Below are 21,634 nucleotides of genomic sequence, written 5' to 3'. Positions count from 1 at the left end.
AACCCAACTATGGGTTTTTATTTTTGTATCTGTTTTTTAGCTACACTTAACAATAGCGAGTCAAGGTCTCACGTAAAATTGCAATTGTTGTCGGTTTTGATAAACAATCATTCATCCCTGCATTAATACAACGTTGCTTTTCTTCTGCCATTGCATTAGCGGTTAATGCGATAATCGGTAAGTTGAACGCTAAACGTCGCAGTTCTTTGGCCAGCTGGTAACCATCCATATTTGGCATATTTACATCTGTTAAAATAATATCAACATGATGATTATCTAAATATTTCAATGCATCTAGCCCATCTATCGCCGTGCCAGTAGTAAAGCCGATTGTCGCTAATTGCTCACTCAATAATACTCGGTTAATTGGATGATCATCAACAATCAATACATGACATTCACCTAACGAATGGTCAACGACTAATGGTTGATTTGCCATACTATTTTTTTGTGATTGTTCACTTGTTTTCATGATGGCTTTATCAATTAACATGGGTAATTTATCTAATTGATATGTATTATAAATCCATTGATTCTGTTTTACTTCATGGAGCTCGCCTGCATAACCACTTGATAGCTGGATATGATGTTCGTAGGCTATCTCCTCAACATGCTCATAATCGGTTATTAGCAAATCATATCTTTGTGTTTTATCTATTGTGCTATGGCTAACAACTGAAAATTGCTCATGACCTAACAGACGCAAAAGAAAATTCATTAAAAATTCATTTCGACACGAAATAGCAATGCGATAATGTGCACGATATTCTGGAATATTTTTCTTTGTATATTCTTGCCCATATAAAGGAATACGAATAGTAAATGAGCTACCAAGTCCAATCTGTGAAGTTACTTCAATATCACCATCCATGAGGTTAACCAGTTTTTCACAAATAGCTAAACCTAGGCCTGTTCCTTTATGACCCAAATTATTTTGCCCATAAACTTGAAAAAATGGATCAAATAACTGCATAACCACTGCCTGGGTCATTCCAATCCCTGAATCACGGATTTCTATCTTTAAATAGTTTTCATCTTTCCAAACATAAAGCAACACAAAACCTGATTCCGTAAACTTAATACTATTATTTACAATATTAGAAATCACTTGTTGTAAACGAACTGGATCATTCAAAATGAGATCTGGGATGCTGGGTTCAATATAGGAATATAATGATATTTTTTTCTTAGTCACTAATGGCAAGTAGTTCGCTAATACAAACGCAAAAACTTCTCGACAATGAAACAATTTGCTTTCTATTTTCAATTGTTTAGATTCAATTTTTGAAAAGTCTAAAATATCACTAATAATCTGTAATAAAAGCGATGATGAATTATCCATAGTTGAAACTAAGCGTGTTGCTTTCTCTGATAATTCATAACGTTGTAGTAACTCTATATTACCAATAATTCCATATAATGGTGTTCTTAATTCATGGCTAACAGTCGCCAAAAACATTGATTTAGCATGGTTAGCTTGTTCAGCTGCATCGGCTACATCCTGCAGTGATTTTTCCATTTGCACACGAATGCTGATGTCAATTAATACACAAATAGCGACATCTTCATTTTGATATCGTGAGTTTACAAAGCTAATTTGCAAGTGTGTGCCGTTGGTTGTCACTACATCGATATAATTGCTCGTTTTCTGGCGGATGATTGTCAATATTCGCTGTTTATCATCATCATTTAATAACCGAAAATAGTCATGGGCTAATTCATTACTGAGAATATTACCGCCATCAGTCAATCTTAAAATAATGATACCAACAGGTGCTGATGCTACAATTTTATGGTTGAATTGCTCATGTTCCTCGAGCCGTATCGCGGTGTTTTCTGCAGGTTCAAGCATTTTCCGTTCAAGTAACCAAATTAAAAAGAAAATCAATCCCCCTGTAAAAATATTTAGGACAATACCGTAAAAGATAGCATTTTCTAAACTCGCTAATATTTCAGACGTCGCAATTGAAAAAATGACGGTAATTTGAGAAGGTGCTAACCGTTTTTTGAAAATTAATTTTGAATAATCTGAGTTAAAACCAAAAAATGAAGGCTCAGAAATATTGAGCAGCGCTGAGCCTTTAGGATTGATATCTATAGGAGAATATAAAACAGGTTGGTTATAATCGTTAATTATCAATATTTCGATAGCTTTATTTCGGCGTATGTTAAATTGATTCAAATTAATTGTACGCTCTAACCCAATAAATGCAGGCAGCATATTGTCGTGCTTGATTGCCTGAATTAAGTAAAGCTGCCCATAATCTGGCTGTACGCCATGCATAATGGTAAATAATTTACGCTCTTTGCCTTGTAGCCTTAAGCCTTGGTAAGTCCGTACGCTTTCGTAGCTGACTTTTTTTAGTATTTCGATATCCGATATGGTAGATCGAATAGGATAATCCACCAGACAATAACTTTTCGAACCAACTAAAAAGACATGATTTAAAGCTTGAGGGGCAGCAATACTATCTTTCCAAAAATAATTTAATTGCTCAAAAGCTTGCAAATAATTTTCCGCTCTATCCCTAAAATAATCACAATCTGTATTCGATGTTAATTTATAGAAAGAGTAATTAGATGCGTTCGGTAATTCCAGAAACTTACTTGGAAGATTATTTTCATCTGTCGATTCTTGCAACTTTACTCTATATAGCTCAGTCATCGATTGAATCGAATTCAGCGTCGCTCCCGTTTGTTGAATATACGCTTGTATATTTTCATGCCCGGAATAGAACTGTTGACGGATATCAGATTTGTATTCATTAAACTGCGAGTAAAGGAAAAATAGAGTGATAAAAACGCCCATGCCCCACAACATCAAGCCGAGGATACGAAATAAATCCCGAGAAAGTCTAAGTGATGTTTTAAACGAGGGTAAATATCTCAAGCGCTTTCCTGTACATTCGATACTATGACTGCTAATTATACTCGATTATATGATAAAAAAGCGACAAACATGAAAAGTAATAAAACAAAGACATTTAGGCTAGAAACTAAAACGGGCAGCTAATTATGCTGCCCGTTCATTAAATTAAACGTCGTGATTACTCTTGATCGTCGATACTTGCATCATCAACACCATTTTCTTCAGTGTTTTCATTTGCATTTTCATCATCAATGTTTTCATCATCATCCGTTTCAGCAACGCGCTGCAAACCAACAACTTTTTCATCTTCAGCAGTTCTAATCAAGGTAACACCTTGAGTATTACGGCCAACGACGCTCACTTCAGACACGCGTGTACGCACTAATGTCCCTGCGTCTGTGATCATCATGATTTGGTCAGTTTCATCAACCTGAATCGCGCCAACTACATGCCCGTTTCGCTCACTCACTTTAATGGAGATAACCCCTTGAGTTGCACGAGACTTAGTTGGGTACTCAGCTTCTTCAGTACGTTTACCGTATCCGTTTTCTGTCACCGTTAAGATATGCCCTTCACCACGTGGAATAATCAAAGAAACGACTTTGTCGTTATCCATTAATTTAATACCACGCACCCCTGTAGCGGTACGTCCCATTGGACGAACGGCATCTTCAGCGAAGCGCACAACTTTACCTTGAGCTGAAAACAGCATAACTTCGTTTGAACCATCAGTTAAATCAACACCGATCAGCTCATCACCGTCATTCAAGTTAACCGCAATGATACCTGCGCTTCTTGGACGGCTGAATTCTTGTAAAGGTGTTTTCTTAACGGTACCACTCGCAGTTGCCATAAAGACATTGTAACCCTCTTCGTACTCACGCACTGGCAAGATAGCTGTAATTCGCTCATCTTGTTCAAGTGGCAATAAGTTAACGATTGGGCGACCACGAGCACCACGGCTAGCCTCTGGTAATTGGTAAACTTTCATCCAATACAAGCGGCCACGGCTTGAGAAGCACAAAATGGTGTCATGCGTATTGGCCACCAAAAGGCGGTCAATAAAGTCTTCGTCTTTAGTTCGTGCTGCAGATTTACCTTTACCACCACGGCGCTGTGCTTCGTAATCAGACAGAGGCTGATATTTCACATAACCTTGATGCGATAATGTCACCACCACATCTTCTTGGTTGATCAAGTCTTCAATATTGATATCTGCAGTATTTTCAGTAATTTCTGTACGACGAGGGTCGTTATAAGTATCGCGAATAATTTCTAATTCTTCGCGGATCACTTCCATCAAACGTTCAGGACTACGCAAAATAAACAGTAATGCTTCAATTTGTACTAGAAGCTCACGGTACTCTTCCAGTAATTTTTCATGCTCAAGACCCGTTAATTTTTGGAGACGTAAATCCAAAATAGCTTGAGCTTGTTGCTCAGTCAGGAAATATTGCCCTTCATGAACACCAAACTGGGGCTCTAACCACTCAGGACGAGCGGCATCATCACCCGCACGCTCTAACATTGCAGCGACATTGCCCAGATCCCAAGAACGTGCAATCAACCCTGCTTTCGCTTCTGCTGGCGTTGGTGCTTTACGGATCAGTTCAATAATTGGGTCAATATTGGCAAGAGCAATTGCCAGTGCTTCAAGGATATGAGCACGATCACGCGCTTTGCGTAATTCGAAAATCGTACGACGAGTGACGACTTCACGGCGGTGACGCACAAAAGCAGCAATGATATCTTTTAAATTCAGTATTTTCGGCTGCCCTTGGTGTAGAGCTACCATATTGATACCAAAAGAAACTTGCAATTGGGTCAGGGAATATAAGTTGTTCAGTACAACTTCACCCACCGCATCGCGTTTGATTTCAATAACAATACGCATACCGTCTTTATCAGACTCGTCACGCAGTGCACTGATACCTTCAACACGCTTGTCTTTAACTAACTCAGCAATTTTTTCAATCAAGCGAGCTTTATTCACTTGATAAGGGATTTTGCTGACAATAATGGTTTCGCGACCATTTTTCTCATCGACTTCCACTTCAGCGCTTGCACGGATATAGACCTTGCCACGCCCTGTGCGATACGCATCAATAATCCCACGACGGCCATTAATAATAGCTGCGGTTGGGAAATCTGGCCCTGGAATGTATTCCATTAAACCATCAATGCTGATGTCTTCGTCTTCTATATAGGCAAGACAACCATTAATCACCTCCCCTAAATTGTGAGGTGGGATATTGGTTGCCATCCCAACAGCAATACCTGACGACCCATTAACCAAAAGGTTTGGGATTTTCGTTGGCATAACTTCAGGAATGTGCTCTGTTCCGTCATAGTTAGGAACGAAATCAACGGTTTCTTTTTCAAGGTCAGCAAGTAGTTCATGGGCAATTTTCGCCATACGGATTTCCGTATAACGCATTGCCGCTGCGGAGTCTCCGTCAACAGAACCGAAGTTTCCCTGACCATCAACCAGCATGTAACGCATTGAGAAAGGCTGAGCAAGACGAACGATTGTCTCGTAAACAGCGATATCACCATGTGGATGGTATTTACCGATGACATCCCCAACAATACGGGCAGATTTTTTATAGGGTTTATTCCAATCATTTCCCAATACATTCATCGCATACAATACTCTGCGGTGTACTGGCTTCAGTCCATCTCGAACATCTGGAAGTGCACGGCCGACAATAACGGACATTGCATAATCCAAATACGAACTTTTAAGCTCTTCTTCGATATTAACTGGTGTGATTTCTCTGGCAATCTCGCTCATGGAACCACTGTCCCTCATAACTTCGGATTCAAAGAGTAGAACTATACCACAATTCGCCAATTTAATAAAAATAAGAGACGGGTATTTGTCTTCCAAGCTATGTATAATAGCGGAAAATTAAGTTTATGTGTCCGAAACTTGACGGTTTATCAATTAATCACGGCAATAATTACATTATTGTTTATATTTTAGCCATCAATTCTTATCGGGCCACTATTTCCCCCCGACTTAACATAGTTTAAATATCACTATCGTTAATAGGCCTTCGGGTTATAGGTTAAAAATAGGAGCTTCTTTGTATGAATGACACCCAAACCCCAACTTACCTCAACGTCGATAAACAAGAAATTGAAAAATTTGAGTCCATTGCTTCACGTTGGTGGGACTTAGAAGGGGAGTTCGCCCCACTACACCGCATCAATCCATTACGCTTAGGTTATATTATGCAGCGTGTAGACGGCGTTTTCGGTAAAAAAATTCTTGATGTTGGCTGTGGTGGTGGCATTTTGTCCGAAAGTATGGCGCGCGAAGGCGCGGAAGTGACTGGCCTTGATATGGGGGCAGATCCATTAATGGTTGCTCGCTTGCATTCTCTTGAGTCCGGCATTCCGGTTGAATATGTACAAGAAACCGTTGAACAACACGCAGACAAGCACCCACAAGCCTATGATGTTGTGACCTGCATGGAGATGCTTGAACATGTTCCTGATCCTCAATCTGTCGTTAGAGCTTGCGCTAAATTAGTGAAACCTGGCGGACATGTTATTTTTTCTACCATTAATCGCAACAAAAAGGCATGGTTGATGGCAGTAGTCGCTGCTGAATATGTGATGAAAATGGTTCCAAAAGGCACCCATGATGCGAATAAATTTATTCGCCCTTCTGAATTGATTAGCTGGATTGATGGAACACCATTGAAAGATAAACATATCATAGGGTTACACTATAACCCATTAACGGATAAGTTCTGGCTTGGGCCAAATGTTGATGTAAATTATATGTTGCATACAGTCAGTGAATAATCACCTAGTCGTGAAAAGAATAAATCACAAGCAGTACGTTTAAGAAAGCAGCAAACGATCGCATTTTACAAAATTTATTTTAATCCTCATGTCGGAAGCATTTTTTTTATTAATGCCTTTTACCATGCAGCTTACCGACATGATCATTTTTCTTATCCAACCAGTTATCCACAAGAACTCGCTAATTTGTTCACTTGATAAAATCACACATTAACATTATCTTGTTATGGTATTCTAAACAAACTACTACATATAGTGGTACAACAAAACATAACACAACTAGTCTCATTGCATTACACCATGAGCTTTTTTATGTTTATTTTAAACTATTTGTAGTTCAACCAAGGTGTACTTGCTCATGAACCAGAGTCTGTTAGTCACAAAGCGTGATGGACATAAAGAACGCATTGATCTCGATAAAATCCACAAGGTAATCACCTGGGCTGCCGAAGGCCTAAGTAACGTATCCGTTTCTCAAGTGGAGTTACGTTCACAGATTCAGTTTTATGATGGGATCAGAACTTCTGACATTCACGAAACGATGATCAAAGCAGCAGCCGATTTAATTACGGGTGATACACCTGATTACCAATACCTTGCTGCTCGTCTTGCTATTTTTAACTTACGCAAGAAAGCCTATGGTCAGTTTGAGCCGCCTACATTATATAAGCATGTTAAACACCTCGTTGAAATGGGGAAATATGACAAGCATTTGCTGGAAGACTACTCTGAAGCAGAGTTCGAGCAAATGGATAGCTTTATAGACCATTGGCGTGATATGAATTTTTCCTATGCTGCGGTAAAACAGCTTGAAGGGAAATATTTAGTTCAAAACCGCGTTACCGGTGAAATCTATGAAAGCGCACAGTTTTTATACATTTTAGTCGCTGCTTGCCTGTTTTCACACTACCCAAGAGAGACGCGTCTTGATTATATTCGCCGTTTCTATGACGCAGTTTCAACATTCAAAATTTCATTACCTACGCCTATTATGGCGGGGGTACGTACCCCTACACGTCAATTCAGTTCCTGTGTACTGATTGAGTGTGGCGACAGCTTAGATTCTATCAATGCAACTTCAAGCGCAATTGTGAAATATGTCTCACAACGTGCAGGGATTGGGGTAAATGCGGGTCGCATTCGTGCATTAGGCAGCCCAATTCGTGGCGGTGAAGCGTTCCATACTGGCTGTATTCCGTTCTATAAGCACTTCCAAACTGCGGTTAAGTCTTGTTCGCAAGGTGGTGTTCGTGGTGGTGCAGCAACCTTGTTCTACCCGATTTGGCACCTTGAAGTTGAAAGCTTATTGGTACTGAAAAATAACCGTGGGGTTGAAGGTAACCGTGTTCGCCATATGGATTATGGTGTGCAACTAAACAAGTTAATGTACGAACGTTTGATTAAAAACCAAGACATTACATTATTCAGCCCATCCGACGTTCCAGGTCTTTATGACGCCTTTTTCGCAGATCAAGACGAATTTGAACGTTTATATGTGAAATACGAAAAAGATGAAAATATTCGCAAATCAAGTGTTAAAGCGGTTGAGCTATTTTCATTAATGATGCAAGAGCGTGCGTCTACAGGCCGTATTTATATTCAAAACGTTGACCACTGTAATACACATAGCCCATTTGACCCACAGGTTGCCCCTGTTCGTCAGTCTAATTTATGTTTAGAAATTGCGCTGCCAACCAAACCATTAAATAACATTAATGACGAAAACGGTGAAATTGCACTGTGTACGTTATCAGCGTTTAACTTAGGCGCGATTGATAGCCTCGATGAATTAGAAGAGCTGGCAATATTAGCTGTTCGTGCACTCGATGCGCTGCTTGATTACCAAGATTACCCAATCATCGCAGCTAAACAAGGCTCAATGGGACGTCGTACACTCGGTATTGGCGTGATTAACTACGCTTATTATCTCGCGAAGCACGGTGTTCGTTATTCAGATGGTAGCGCGAATAACTTAACGCACAAAACATTTGAAGCTATTCAATATTATCTATTGAAAGCCTCGAATGAGTTAGCGAAAGAGCAAGGTGCGTGCCCATGGTTTAACGAAACAACCTATGCACAAGGCGTTTTACCTATCGATACCTATAAAAAAGAGCTCGATAAGTTAACGAATGAGCCGTTGCATTATGATTGGGAAGCATTACGCCAAGAAATCAAACAGCACGGTCTGCGTAACTCGACGCTGTCTGCATTGATGCCTTCAGAAACATCATCACAGATTTCTAACGCAACCAATGGTATTGAACCACCACGTGGTTATATCAGTATTAAAGCCTCTAAAGATGGTATCTTGCGCCAAGTAGTGCCTGATTACGAAAGTCTGAAAGGCGCTTATGAGCTGCTATGGCAAATGCCTTCAAATAGTGGCTATTTACAACTCGTTGGTATCATGCAGAAATTTATCGACCAGTCGATTTCTGCTAACACAAACTATGACCCGACTCGTTTTGAGAACGGCAAAGTACCAATGAACCAATTGCTAAAAGATTTATTGCTCGCCTATAAGTTTGGTGTGAAAACACTTTACTACCATAACACCCGCGATGGGGCGGAAGATGTTCAAGGCGATCTGGAAGAAGTTGTTGAGTCAGCGGATTCCGATTGCGAAGGCGGCGCGTGTAAAATTTAATAGGAATTGTTATGTCACATACATATACAACGTTTTCACAGAAAAAGAATGACCAAATGTTGGAGCCGATGTTTTTCGGCCAACCCGTTAACGTGGCGCGCTATGATCAGCAAAAGTACCCTATTTTTGAAAAGCTGATTGAAAAACAATTGTCGTTTTTCTGGCGCCCTGAAGAAGTTGACGTGTCGCGCGACCGTATTGACTACAATGCGCTGCCAGATCACGAAAAACATATTTTTATCAGTAATCTGAAATACCAAACGCTGCTGGATTCTATTCAGGGCCGCAGCCCTAACGTGGCGTTATTGCCACTGATTTCGATTCCTGAACTGGAAACTTGGGTTGAAACGTGGGCGTTTTCTGAAACTATCCACTCACGTTCGTATACACATATTATTCGTAATATCGTGAATGACCCTGCTATTATTTTTGACGATATTGTTGAAAATGAAGAAATTTTAAAACGTGCTAAAGATATTTCGGGCTTTTACGATGATCTTATCGAAATGACCAATTACTACCATATGTTTGGTGAAGGCACACATACTTGCAATGGCAAACAAGTCACTGTTTCTCTACGTCAATTGAAGAAGCAACTGTACCTGTGCCTAATGAGCGTTAATGCGCTTGAAGCCATTCGTTTCTATGTTAGTTTTGCCTGTTCGTTTGCGTTTGCTGAACGCGAACTGATGGAAGGAAACGCAAAAATCATCAAACTGATTGCACGTGATGAAGCGTTGCACTTAACGGGTACGCAACACATGTTGAACCTGTTACGCTCAGGGCAAGATGACCCAGAAATGGCCGAAATCGCAGCAGAGTGCGAGCAAGAATGTTATGACTTGTTCGTTCAAGCAGCAGAGCAAGAAAAAGAGTGGGCTGACTACCTATTCAGCGAAGGCTCGATGATTGGTTTAAATAAAGATATTCTATGCCAATATGTTGAATATATTACGAATATCCGCATGCAAGCAGTCGGTCTAAAATTGCCATTTGAAGCACGTTCAAACCCAATTCCATGGATCAACGCATGGTTGGTGTCTGATAACGTACAAGTTGCACCTCAAGAGGTTGAAGTCAGTTCTTATTTAGTCGGGCAAATTGACTCTCAAGTCGATACCGACGATTTGAGCGGCTTTGAACTATAAGCATGGCAAGCCATAAAATCACCCTGCGGTTAACGCAGGGTGTTCAAGTCCCCTACCATACCGAAGTTCATTCGTGTTTGCTGGAAGCCTTAGAAGACAGCCGTATTCCTGTAGAGTACCAATGCCGAGAAGGCTACTGTGGTTCATGCCGTGTGACATTATTGCAAGGGAAAGTGGGCTATAAGCAAAAGCCGATTGCATTTGTGCAAGATGGAGAGATCCTGCCTTGTTGTTGCCACCCGCTTTCTGATATTGAAATTGGTTAATCATTAACTTAATGAATGATGGAATTCAAGATCCCTGCAACAAATCCCTGCAACAAAAAGTATAAAACCTGACTTCAAAGCATCTGACTTAGCCCCACAATGCGGCTAAGTCACTTTAATAATAGAAAAATCGACAATATGCATAAACATTATTTTATTGCTGGTATTTTTATATCCAGATCATAAAGCCTTAAAATAGAAGGCTCATCCTCAACCTCTAAAAATTTAAGCCTAACCTTGGATGCCGCATTTTTGGGAACACTGATATCCTCTTGCTTGCCCGATAAATAGGATGTAAAGCCATCTTTATCTAAGATATAAAGGTTATTTTTATCTTCAAGGTTTGTTAAACGAACCGCTGAGTCAGACTTATTTTTAACGGATAGTGTTAATAAATACTCGTTGTCCGCCACTTTTTCAGATGTTAATACCTTTACATCAATATATTTATTTAGGTTTTCTATATCGTAAATTATAATTGCGCCATCAACACTACTTCCAGATGTCCTTCCCTCGTCAATCCCTTCTTTTAACCCTGACAACGCATCTTTACTTGAGCTTGTTATTGAAGATGTTATTGATTTTACGCTACTTTTAATTGTGCTTGAATCGTCAGTATTAGCAAATGCCCAAGCAGATGTAAACAGCAACATATATGCAAATTTTTTCATGTTTATCCCAAAAAGTTTACTTACGTTATTTTTATAGTTTAAGTTAATTACAACGAATAATAGTTAGTCTTAATCTGAGATTAGCTCATAGTCATGAATGAGTATTGGTTGAAATTAATCATTCAAGTAATCAAACAGATACGAAATAATAGCGAGCACAATGGTAGTTCCAATCGTAATATAACTTTCTTATTGTATAGGCTATTTAAGCGATATATTGAACCCTGAACTCACTGTGAATTTAGCGTACTTATTTAGTATGCTTTTATAAGACATTTATTGATAAAACATGGCAATCATTGTGGCCACTAACGCTATTACAAGGTAATAGGTCTTATAATGAACGATTGTAAGACTACCGATAAAACTGTCTTACAATCGTTGTGATAAACCGAGGGTTAAACCTTATAAATAACCGTACATCGCTGCAAATATCCAGCCAAACACACAGGATACACCCACCCCGATTAATCCAGGAAGAATGAAGCTGTGGTTAATAACAAACTTACCAATTCGTGTAGTACCTGAACGGTCAAACTGAATTGCCGCAAGGTCACTTGGGTAAGTTGGTAAAATGTAATACCCATAGCACGCAGGTGCGGAAGCGATAATATAAGCCGGGTCAACACCAATCCCTAACGCAATGGGGACGACAGCGGCCAATGCGGCTGCCTGTGAATTAACAAACTTAGAGACTAATAATAAGATGACGGCATAAGCCCAAGGGAAATCTTTTACTAAAGAACCTAACGTTCCTTTAATTTCATCCATGTGAGCACCGAACATGGTTTCTGCCATCCACGCAATACCATACACTGCGACAATCGCTATCATCCCTGAACGGAATACTTCGTTCTTTGAAATTTGCCCTGGGTTGGTCTTACAGATAATGATTATTAGCGCACCAGCTAATAACATAAACATCTGAATGACTAAAACCATAGATAACGGCTTACCATTAACTAGAGGTCTTAGCTCTGAGAATGCACCAAGTAATGCCACAACTGCGATAGAGGCTAAAAAAATCCACATCGCGACCCAGTTAATTTTCGGTAATTTTGTATTCAACAGTGTCACACTGTCACCATAGACGTAATCATGGTTTTCAGGCACTGAAATAAACTCTTGGAATACAGGGTCTTTATCGAGATCTTTACCTCTAAACCAACTAAAAATACCAATCGCTAAAATACCAATTAATGTCGATGGGATAGTAATTGCCAATAAATCAAGGAATTCAAGTGACTGGCCATTGATTGTCACACCATTTAGCATTGCTACTAATGAAACAACGGCCACTGAAACTGGACTGGCGATAATCCCCATTTGTGCGCCAATACTACTCGCAGCCATTGGCCTTTCAGGGCGAATATTATTTTTAATCGCTGCATCGTAAATGATAGGTAAAATTGTATACACCACATGCCCTGTACCACACAAAATGGTTAAGATACATGTCACAAAAGGTGCCACAATAGAAATGTACTTAGGGTTTTTCCGCAGTAGTCGTTCTGCAATTTGTAGCATGACATCCAAACCGCCTGACGCTTGCAACGTTGCTGATGCGGCAACAACAGCAATGATAACAAGCATAACATCAACAGGCGGTTTTCCAGGCGGTAAACCAAAGCCAAAAACTAAGATAACTAGGCCAACACCACCTAATAGCCCGAGTGCCATTCCCCCTTTTTTTGCCCCATAGAATAAGCAAACAAGGATAATGGCGAGTTGAATCATAAAGTCCATAGTTCCATCCTTTATATATATGTTTACATATATTATCGGGATGATTTTCAAGCATTAATTTGATTTATGATAACTTCAAAATCAATTTACTTTTATTTTTTATGCTTTTATTTTGACCTCATCACATAATTTATATTAAGTAACTGACATACTACCCAGTTACCTACCACTTTCATAAAAATCAATCAATTACCGCACCATTTTTAACAACTTACCCCATATAAATTTACCTTTAGCCACTTTAAATCATCATTTTTTCTTTACTTTATTAACGCTGCTATTGTCTTTCATTTCCTACCTACCTGATTAGAGGTGTAAATAAAAGATTACACCTTCTGTAATTTACATTTGACAGCGAACTTGCGATCGCATAATCTGCATCACTTGTTAATTATTCAAATTCAATTAGAGGAACTTGTGAAGAATCGTACGCTTGGCAGTGTGTTAATCGTTGCAGGGACAACAATAGGTGCAGGGATGTTGGCAATGCCACTTGCCGCTGCAGGAGTCGGTTTCACAAGCATCGTCTGCTTGCTTGTTGGATTATGGATGTTAATGAGTTATACCTCATTACTATTAGTCGAGGTGTATCAACATAACCCTGCGAATATGGGTTTAGGCTCTGTTGCTAAGAAATATCTTGGGCCTGTTGGACAGATAGTAACCGGACTGAGTATGCTGCTATTAATGTACGCGCTAACAACTGCTTATATCGGTGGAGCGGGCGTATTAATTTCAGATAGCCTATCTTCATGGTGGGGAATTAAAATTTCAACCGATACTGCCATTATTGCATTTACTATTATTGGTGGTGCAATTGTCTGTATTGGTACGCATTCAGTCGATTTTATTAACCGAATTTTATTCACGGCCAAAACAATTTTTTTGGTGATCATGTTAGTTGTGATGATGCCGCATGCTGAAGTCGTGAATTTAAGCACTATGCCAATTGAAAAAGGCCTTATCCTTGCTGCCGTTCCCGTTATTTTTACTTCTTTTGGTTTCCATGGCAGCGTGCCTAGTTTAGTTAACTATATGAATGGGGATGTGCGCAAGTTACGCATGATTTTCATTACCGGAAGTGCAATTCCTTTAGTCGCTTATATTCTATGGCAAATCGCAACATTAGGTTCTATTCCATCACAGACTTTTATCGGGATCCTAGCTCAGGAATCAGGCCTTAATGGGTTACTCACAGCCATTCGCGATGTTGTCGCTACGCCTCGAGTCAATATTGCCGTTAGCTTGTTTATGGATTTAGCGTTAGCCACATCCTTCTTAGGCGTTGCATTGGGTTTATTTGATTACCTCGCTGATTTATTCAAACGGAGCAATCATTTTATTGGTCGTGTACAAACCAGCTTGCTGACTTTTGTTCCGCCATTATTGGCCGCCCTATTTTTCAGTAGTTTCGTACAAGCATTAACGTATGCCGCTGTTGCACTCTCGGTCTTAGCGCTAATTATTCCTGCACTACTAACATTCCGTGTTCGCAAATTAGAAACTCAAGGTGGGTATCAAGTTAAAGGCGGTACACCTATTTTAGCCCTAGTGTTGGTATGTGGTATCGCTGTAATTGCTATCCAATTTTCGATTGTTGCCGGTTTTTTACCAAACGTTGGCTAAATATCTTCCATATTAAGTATACGACCAGTCCCCATGCATTGATTTATCAAGATTGGGGGCTTCCCCCCCTTGAAAACTAAATTAATTATCTAAATTTAATCTATTATTTATTACATTTAAAAAACTTCGTTCTGTTATTTCGATACTTATCGGAAAATAATTCTGAACAGACAACCTAATCATTTTACCGTATCTTCGCCATATTGCGGTCTTCATGAGGTGAATTAGGTGAAGAAAAAACAAGTATCCAACATTCATGATGCGGCTTTTAAAGGCATCATGACGAATATCGAAAATGCACGAGATTTTTTTGATATCTATTTGCCTGCACAAATAAAATCATTGTGTGACTTCAATACGTTATCACTTACAAATTCCTCATTTATTGATGAGCAACTCCGCTCGCGATTATCAGATGTGCTATATTCAGTAGAAACAACGCAAGGAAAAGGATACCTCTACCTTTTAGTTGAACACCAATCAACGCCCGATAGACTGATGGCATGGCGTCTGATGCATTATGCTTTTTTAGCCATGAATCAGCATATGCAACAAGGAAATAAGAAATTGCCCCTTGTCGTCCCTATCCTTTTCTACCATGGCGGTCGTTCGCCTTATCCTTATACCCAACTTTGGACTGACTGTTTCCCTTTCCCTGATATCGCTAATAATCTTTACACTCAACCATTTCCTTTAGTCGATATAACTATCATAGATGATAATGAATTAGTTAATCATCGAAAGATTGCAGTAATGGAATTAGCAATGAAACATAAGCACTTACGGGATGAATTTCAACAGGTACTCCCGCTCTTGGCGCAAGCACTCAATAAACACTATAATAGCGATAATGACATCATTACTATTATCAATTATCTGTTCATTGCTTTAGATTCTGCTAATTTCGAACATATCATTCAGGCATTGAGCGAAAAAACAGAAAAACATAAGGGAGCTATTATGAATATCGCACTGCGTTTACAGAACAAAGGCCGCCAAGAAGGCAGAGTAGAAGGTCGCCAAGAAGCCCAAATAACAATGGCACGCCACCTTCTTAAGAATGGTATTAGTTTGGATATTATCGTTGAATGCACTGGACTAAGCCGCGAAATACTCATGTCTTTAAATAATACTAAACAAGGTTAGTTTCTGGTGGATACCTCTTTGAGTTATTTTCTGTTGGACTAAAGGCATCACAGCCAGCTCCTAGCCATGCAACGACTAGGAACTGTAGATATATCACAACAACTTAGAAAGATAGCCCTGCACCAACATACCAGCCATCGGCAAGTTTATCGCTACTATTACCATGCGTCCCTTTCATTTCAATCAAGCGATATCCTGCATCAATAGATAAAGGCTTGAATACCGTATAGCGCGCACCAGCTTTAGCTTCGACATACGATTTGCTGCCAGAAGTCAGTTGTTCTGGAGCACCGTAAGCTTCACCGTAAATATTCAGTGAAGGCAGTGCCTGCCAATTTAACCCACCACCAACAGCTAATGCAGCACCGCTACTATTATGATCGGGAGATAAATATAACCCCTTACCACCAACGAATGCAGAGAAAGGCCCTACAGGTAAGCCAAATGTGGCACCAATACTTCCCGTTTGTCCATCATGGTCACTACGAGCCCAAGAACCATTAAATGCTAACCCTGCATTTTGGTTACCTAACCCCGCAGACAGCTCAGTAAAATGTTCACCTGCTTGTACACTGACTGAAACTGCATGTGCCGTACCTACGAATAATGGTGACATCGCTGCTGCCAATAATAATAATTTGCGCATTATTTTATCCTCTTGATATTATTACCTATGAATATTACGCGAATCTCACCCTATTTTCAGCCATTCTTACCTAGATTTACGCTATAGCCTCGATAAAAGCCCACTTTATTCATTACAAAATTTCACGTATCAAAAAATTTAGTGCAAAAAAGTGCGATAAATACGCATTTTTCTACTTGTAATCACAGTAATTGGTTATATTAATTAGATAATCAATTCCATAATAACTATACTGAATTACAAGTTTATTGTAGTAGTGTTTTTTATTTTTTACAAAATATTAACTTATTAGTTAGGTTTGTGTAGTCATTTAATCCAAACAAAGGAGCATTGTGATGAAAAAGAAAGGCCTTACTACCGCCTCAGGCGCCCCGGTCGCCAATAATAATAATGTGATGACAGCAGGTAAACGTGGCCCAATGTTATTACAGGATGTTTGGTTTTTAGAAAAGCTTGCCCATTTTGACCGTGAAGTGATCCCTGAAAGACGCATGCATGCAAAAGGTTCTGGTGCTTTCGGTACGTTTACCGTAACCCATGATATTAGCCGCTATACTCGTGCAAAAATTTTCTCTGAGGTGGGCAAAAAAACAGAAATGTTTGCTCGCTTCTCTACCGTTGCAGGTGAACGTGGTGCTGCCGACGCAGAGCGTGACATTCGTGGTTTCGCATTAAAATTTTATACTGAAGAAGGTAACTGGGATATGGTGGGTAACAACACCCCTGTATTCTATTTCCGCGACCCATTAAAATTCCCTGATTTAAACCACGTAGTGAAGCGTGACCCTCGCTCTAACCTGCGTACAATGGAACATAAATGGGCCTTTTTCTCTCAGTTACCTGAATCTTTACACCAATTAACCATTGATGCGAGTGACCGTGGTATTCCACAAAGTTATCGTCATATGCATGGATTTGGTAGCCATACATACAGTTTCATTAACAGTAATAATGAACGTTTCTGGGTCAAATTCCATTTCCGTTGCCAACAAGGCATTGAGAATTTGTCTGATGAACAAGCTGAGCAATTAGTTGGTAAAGACAGAGAAAGTTCACAGCGCGATCTGTTTGAATCAATTGAAAAAGGGGATTTCCCACGCTGGAATTTGCAAGTACAAATTATGCCAGAGAAAGAAGCCTCTCAAGTTCCTTATAACCCTTTTGACTTAACTAAAGTTTGGCCACATAAAGATTATCCATTAATTGATGTCGGTTATTTTGAACTTAATCGTAATCCAGATAACTATTTTGCAGATGTAGAACAAGCAGCTTTTAGCCCTGCTAACGTCGTTCCGGGTATTGGTTTCTCACCGGATAGAATGTTACAAGGTCGCCTGTTCTCATATGGGGATGCCCATCGTTATCGCCTTGGTGTCAACCATCATCAAATCCCAGTGAATGCCCCACGTTGCCCATTCCATAATTACCACCGCGATGGTGCAATGCGCGTTGACGGTAATAGTGGCAACCACGTAACCTATGAGCCAAATGAAGCAGGTCTATTCCAAGAACAGCCTGACTTTAGCGAACCGCCATTATCTATTGAAGGTGCAGCTGACCATTGGGATCACCGTGAAGACCAAGACTATTTCAGCCAACCACGTGCATTATATGAGTTATTAGATGATGCAGAACACCAACGTATGTTTAAACGTATTGCAGGTGAACTCATTGACGCGACAGAAGCCACGCAAGTGCGCCAAATCGAGTTATTTAAACAAGTTCATCCTGAATATGGCGCGGGTGTTGAAAAAGCGTTGAAAGCACTAAAATAGTGTAATTCATTAAGTGGTGGGGGTAACCCCGCCACTATTTTGTCCTATACTTTTATTTTCGCTAACAACCACTTTTTCACTTGTTGCCTAGAGACTTTTATTCCCCCCGCTTTCAGTTCGGGGTCTAAATAATAAAATGCTATAGGATATTGGTATGGAGCGAGTTTATCTTTTAACCAATCCGCCAGCTGATTCAAATCCACTGACTTATTTACTTCAACAACCGCGACAGGACGTTGCCCAAACTGCACATCCTCAATGGGTATAATAAAACTTTGGCTTACATCAGGGTATGAATTGATTACTGACTCGATATCTTCGGGTTGAACACATTCCCCACCACTGATAAATAAATTGTCTAGACGACCAATGATTTGATATTCACCATCAATAAATACCCCTTTATCATTCGTTTTGAACCAGCCATCAATACAATTTAAAGGCTTGATATTCCCATCAAACCAATACCCCAGCGCTTGACTATTTGATTGGATCTGAATTTCATCATCCAAGATACGAATTTGCTTACCTTTTAAGGGTAAACCCACACCTTTCTTACCATCTGCGCGTTTAGCACAAACTGTAGAAGCCATTTCTGTCATGCCATAGCCGCTCCAACAAGCAATACCGTGTTGTTGAGCAAGATCCGTTAACGTTGAAGGAATACTGGCTCCCCCCAATAAAACAGCTTTTAGCGTAAGCTCCGCCACCCGTTTATCATTTAATAACCGCCATAACTGGGTCGGTACCAAAGAGGCATGAGTAACTTCATGTAATGCTTGAGCCAAAGGAAGATTTTTGACCGCAAGTGAGCCCCCCTTAAGAAGCCAGCGCCAAACAATACCTTGCCCAGATACATGAAATAACGGCAGCGATAGTAACCAACAATCTCCTTGCTGGTAATTCATCAAATTAACAACACCTGCTGCACTATTTAAGTGCGCAGCGACACTGTGAACAGCGGCTTTAGGTAAGCCTGTCGACCCCGATGTTAAAATCAATGTGGCAGGCTGCTGAATAACCTCTTGAAAAACAGTCGGAGCAACCTCTTCATCACCAATAAAATGATAATAGAGTTGATAATCTAAATTACGATAATTTGCTAATGAATTTGATTCATCAGTAAAATCGATGACCGCACTAACATTCAGATGAGGCAATAATTCTGCTAACAACCGTTCAGGGAGACGGGGGTTTAACGGCAAAACACGAGCACCACACGCAATAAGAGCTAGCTGACTCAGTAATAACTCAACTGAATTTTTCCCACGCAGAACGATACACTGCCCCTGCTCTACACCTTGCATTGAAAAGTAAGTACTGAGGTCAGTAATTTGTTGGCTGACACTTTCCCAAGTTAGGCGTTCGGAGTCGGTCACTAAGGCAATTGAGTTAGGATGAAGATTGGCCCAATGCTGCCAAGGCCAATCTTTAAAGTCATCTAGTTCTGCCATACAAGCGTTAAATCATCTAACTGCTGAAGCGGAATATCACATTGTGGCCAAGGCCGTACCAATTGAGATTGAATAAGCGATACAGTGTCTAAACCAGGAATGGTATTTGGGGTTAACCAGTGTGCTATACGAGCAAGTTGTGTTAAACCAAAGCTACTTTCAATGGATGAGCTGATCACTGCTTGTAACCCTAAGCGATGGGCCTCTTCCGCCAAATAGCGGCAATAAGACAAACTGCCTGTCAGGGTCGGTTTAATCACAATCGCAGACACCCCTTCTTGTGCCTCTACCATAAAGCCTTCTTCACGTACACTTTCATCCCAAGCAATGCTAATGCCAGTTTCTGCTGCAAATTGCAGTGACTCTTCACGGGTTTTACACGGCTCTTCCAAAAAAGCGATTCGGTTACGGTAGTCAGGGTTAACATATTTTGCAAAACCGTCGGCTTTTGCTCTAGTCCAACTGCGATTTGCATCCAGACGCAATTTCAGTTCTGGAACGGCCTCGAGTAACAGGTTAACCACCATACCATCACGAACAGCTTCATATAAACCGACTTTAACCTTAGCGACTTTCTCACCTTCCATTGCATCAAGGCTTAGGATTAAATCGTCAGGATCACCACTACATAAAGGCGCTTTGCGGTAGTCCGCTTGTTCAGGAAGCTCCCCTGTTAGCTCCGCGATAGCACAACTACAGCCAAAAGCCACTGAGGGTAATAAACTATTAGAAATTTTGCCTTCTTTCACCCATTCATTCAGTCGTACAATAGTTTCGGCAGTGGCCTCTTCTAATGTTTCACGGCTGAATTCAGGTAGAGGCGAAATTTCTCCCCAACCTTCGTTATCCCCATCTTGTAAACAGACCAAAAGCCCATCACGCGTTTTTAACCGCTGATAACGAAGGATAACGCCTGCCTCCATCGGCAGGCTGAACGAATAAATCTTGGCTTTACGCATTATGGGTTACGCTTATATTTAGAGAAATCAGGCGCACGTTTTTCATTAAAGGCGTTACGGCCTTCTTGCCCTTCGTCTGTCATATAGAACAACATAGTGGCATTACCAGCCAACTCTTGCAGACCTGCTTGTCCATCACAGTCCGCATTTAACGCTGCTTTTAAGCAACGCAGTGCCATCGGGCTATTTTCTAGCATTTCACGGCACCAGCGCACCGTTTCTTTTTCAAGATCTGCATATGGAACAACCGTGTTAACCAAGCCCATATCTAATGCTTCTTGTGCATTGTATTGACGGCATAAAAACCAGATTTCACGTGCCTTTTTCTGCCCAACAATACGAGCCATATAAGATGCGCCCCAGCCGCCATCAAATGAACCGACTTTTGGGCCCGTTTGACCAAAAATTGCGTTATCTGCCGCTATCGTAAGGTCACACATCATATGTAACACATGGCCACCACCGATAGAAAAACCAGCGACCATCGCGACAACAGGTTTTGGACAAGTACGAATTTGGCGTTGGAAATCTAATACGTTTAAGTGGTGCGTGCCGCTTTCATCACGATACCCGCCGTAGTCACCACGAATTTTTTGGTCACCGCCTGCACAAAATGCTTTTTCACCTTCACCGGTTAGGATAATGGTTCCAATATGGTCATCATAACGTGCGTCGGAGAGTGCTTGGATCATTTCTTTCACGGTTTGTGGACGAAAAGCATTGCGCACTTCTGGACGGTTAATCGTAATTTTAGCTATCCCTTCAGGAGACTTATGATAGCGAATATCTTCAAACCCTGTAGAGCAATCTTGCCATTCAATTGGTGCGTATAATTTTTCTTCGCTTGGATAAATCATTATCA

Annotated in this window: 15 protein-coding genes; 7 read left to right on the top strand and 8 right to left on the bottom strand. The window is 40.3% G+C overall.

Annotated features, from left to right (window positions below; all coding sequences use genetic code 11):
• Positions 1-46: 46 nt before the first annotated feature.
• Both rcsC and gyrA read right to left on the bottom strand, forming a co-directional pair.
• Entirely contained in the window at positions 47-2,890 is a 2,844-nt protein-coding gene (gene rcsC / locus G6Q48_RS03990; protein WP_166264595.1) for a two-component system sensor histidine kinase RcsC, read from the bottom strand.
• 157 nt (positions 2,891-3,047) lie between these two features.
• Positions 3,048-5,663 carry a DNA topoisomerase (ATP-hydrolyzing) subunit A gene (gyrA, locus tag G6Q48_RS03985; RefSeq protein ID WP_166264593.1) on the bottom strand — a complete coding sequence of 872 codons (2,616 nt, stop codon included), beginning with the start codon at positions 5,661-5,663 and terminating at the stop codon, positions 3,048-3,050.
• 299 nt (positions 5,664-5,962) lie between these two features.
• On the opposite strand from gyrA, the gene ubiG reads away from it, so the two are divergent.
• From ubiG to yfaE, 4 genes are all read left to right on the top strand, one after another.
• Positions 5,963-6,685 carry a bifunctional 2-polyprenyl-6-hydroxyphenol methylase/3-demethylubiquinol 3-O-methyltransferase UbiG gene (gene ubiG, locus G6Q48_RS03980; protein WP_102137661.1) on the top strand — a complete coding sequence of 241 codons (723 nt, stop codon included), beginning with the start codon at positions 5,963-5,965 and terminating at the stop codon, positions 6,683-6,685.
• A 358-nt stretch (positions 6,686-7,043) separates the two neighbouring features.
• Complete coding sequence (nrdA, locus tag G6Q48_RS03975) at positions 7,044-9,335, top strand: class 1a ribonucleoside-diphosphate reductase subunit alpha (protein WP_166264591.1); 2,292 nt, start codon at positions 7,044-7,046, stop codon at positions 9,333-9,335.
• 11 nt (positions 9,336-9,346) lie between these two features.
• Positions 9,347-10,483, top strand: a complete 1,137-nt coding sequence (gene nrdB / locus G6Q48_RS03970) for a class Ia ribonucleoside-diphosphate reductase subunit beta (protein WP_102137659.1) — start codon at positions 9,347-9,349, stop codon at positions 10,481-10,483.
• 2 nt (positions 10,484-10,485) lie between these two features.
• Positions 10,486-10,749: a class I ribonucleotide reductase maintenance protein YfaE gene (yfaE, locus tag G6Q48_RS03965; protein WP_102137658.1), complete on the top strand. Its 264-nt coding sequence runs from the start codon at positions 10,486-10,488 to the stop codon at positions 10,747-10,749.
• 149 nt (positions 10,750-10,898) lie between these two features.
• Here yfaE and G6Q48_RS03960 read toward each other — a convergent pair whose 3' ends face one another.
• Positions 10,899-11,420, bottom strand: a complete 522-nt coding sequence (locus G6Q48_RS03960; RefSeq protein WP_166264589.1) for a hypothetical protein — start codon at positions 11,418-11,420, stop codon at positions 10,899-10,901.
• 405 nt (positions 11,421-11,825) lie between these two features.
• Positions 11,826-13,166, bottom strand: coding sequence for an anaerobic C4-dicarboxylate transporter (locus tag G6Q48_RS03955; RefSeq protein WP_102137656.1), 1,341 nt, complete (start codon positions 13,164-13,166; stop codon positions 11,826-11,828).
• A 477-nt stretch (positions 13,167-13,643) separates the two neighbouring features.
• Here G6Q48_RS03955 and tyrP point away from each other — a divergent pair, with 477 nt between their 5' ends.
• Positions 13,644-14,792 (top strand): tyrosine transporter TyrP, encoded by a 1,149-nt coding sequence (tyrP, locus tag G6Q48_RS03950; RefSeq protein WP_242685778.1) that lies wholly within the window; start codon positions 13,644-13,646, stop codon positions 14,790-14,792.
• 228 nt (positions 14,793-15,020) lie between these two features.
• Positions 15,021-15,938, top strand: coding sequence for an Rpn family recombination-promoting nuclease/putative transposase (locus tag G6Q48_RS03945; RefSeq protein ID WP_166264584.1), 918 nt, complete (start codon positions 15,021-15,023; stop codon positions 15,936-15,938).
• Between the two features lie 103 nt (positions 15,939-16,041).
• Here the strand turns inward: G6Q48_RS03945 and G6Q48_RS03940 are convergent, their stop codons facing one another.
• The gene (locus G6Q48_RS03940; protein ID WP_166264582.1) at positions 16,042-16,584 is read right to left on the bottom strand and encodes a YfaZ family outer membrane protein; all 543 of its coding nucleotides are present in this window, start codon (positions 16,582-16,584) and stop codon (positions 16,042-16,044) included.
• 335 nt (positions 16,585-16,919) lie between these two features.
• Here G6Q48_RS03940 and G6Q48_RS03935 point away from each other — a divergent pair, with 335 nt between their 5' ends.
• The gene (locus tag G6Q48_RS03935; protein WP_166264580.1) at positions 16,920-18,359 is read left to right on the top strand and encodes a catalase; all 1,440 of its coding nucleotides are present in this window, start codon (positions 16,920-16,922) and stop codon (positions 18,357-18,359) included.
• A gap of 44 nt (positions 18,360-18,403) precedes the next feature.
• On the opposite strand, the gene menE is transcribed toward G6Q48_RS03935, so the two are convergent.
• The 3 genes from menE to menB are packed head-to-tail and all read right to left on the bottom strand — an operon-like array spanning position 18,404 to position 21,629.
• Entirely contained in the window at positions 18,404-19,813 is a 1,410-nt protein-coding gene (gene menE, locus G6Q48_RS03930) for an o-succinylbenzoate--CoA ligase (protein WP_166264578.1), read from the bottom strand.
• Positions 19,801-20,772, bottom strand: coding sequence for an o-succinylbenzoate synthase (gene menC / locus G6Q48_RS03925; RefSeq protein WP_166264576.1), 972 nt, complete (start codon positions 20,770-20,772; stop codon positions 19,801-19,803). Before menC ends, menE begins: the two co-directional genes overlap by 13 nt.
• Positions 20,772-21,629 (bottom strand): 1,4-dihydroxy-2-naphthoyl-CoA synthase, encoded by an 858-nt coding sequence (gene menB, locus G6Q48_RS03920; RefSeq protein WP_004912212.1) that lies wholly within the window; start codon positions 21,627-21,629, stop codon positions 20,772-20,774. The genes menC and menB overlap by 1 nt, the downstream gene beginning before the upstream one ends.
• Between the last annotated feature and the right edge of the window lie 5 nt (positions 21,630-21,634).

It is taken from the genome of Providencia sp. M-27, assembly GCF_011077905.1.
In the GTDB taxonomy this organism is placed as follows: domain Bacteria; phylum Pseudomonadota; class Gammaproteobacteria; order Enterobacterales; family Enterobacteriaceae; genus Providencia; species Providencia huaxiensis.
Note: the sequence above shows the minus strand (reverse complement) of the source record. Positions and strands in the feature narration are given on the sequence as shown.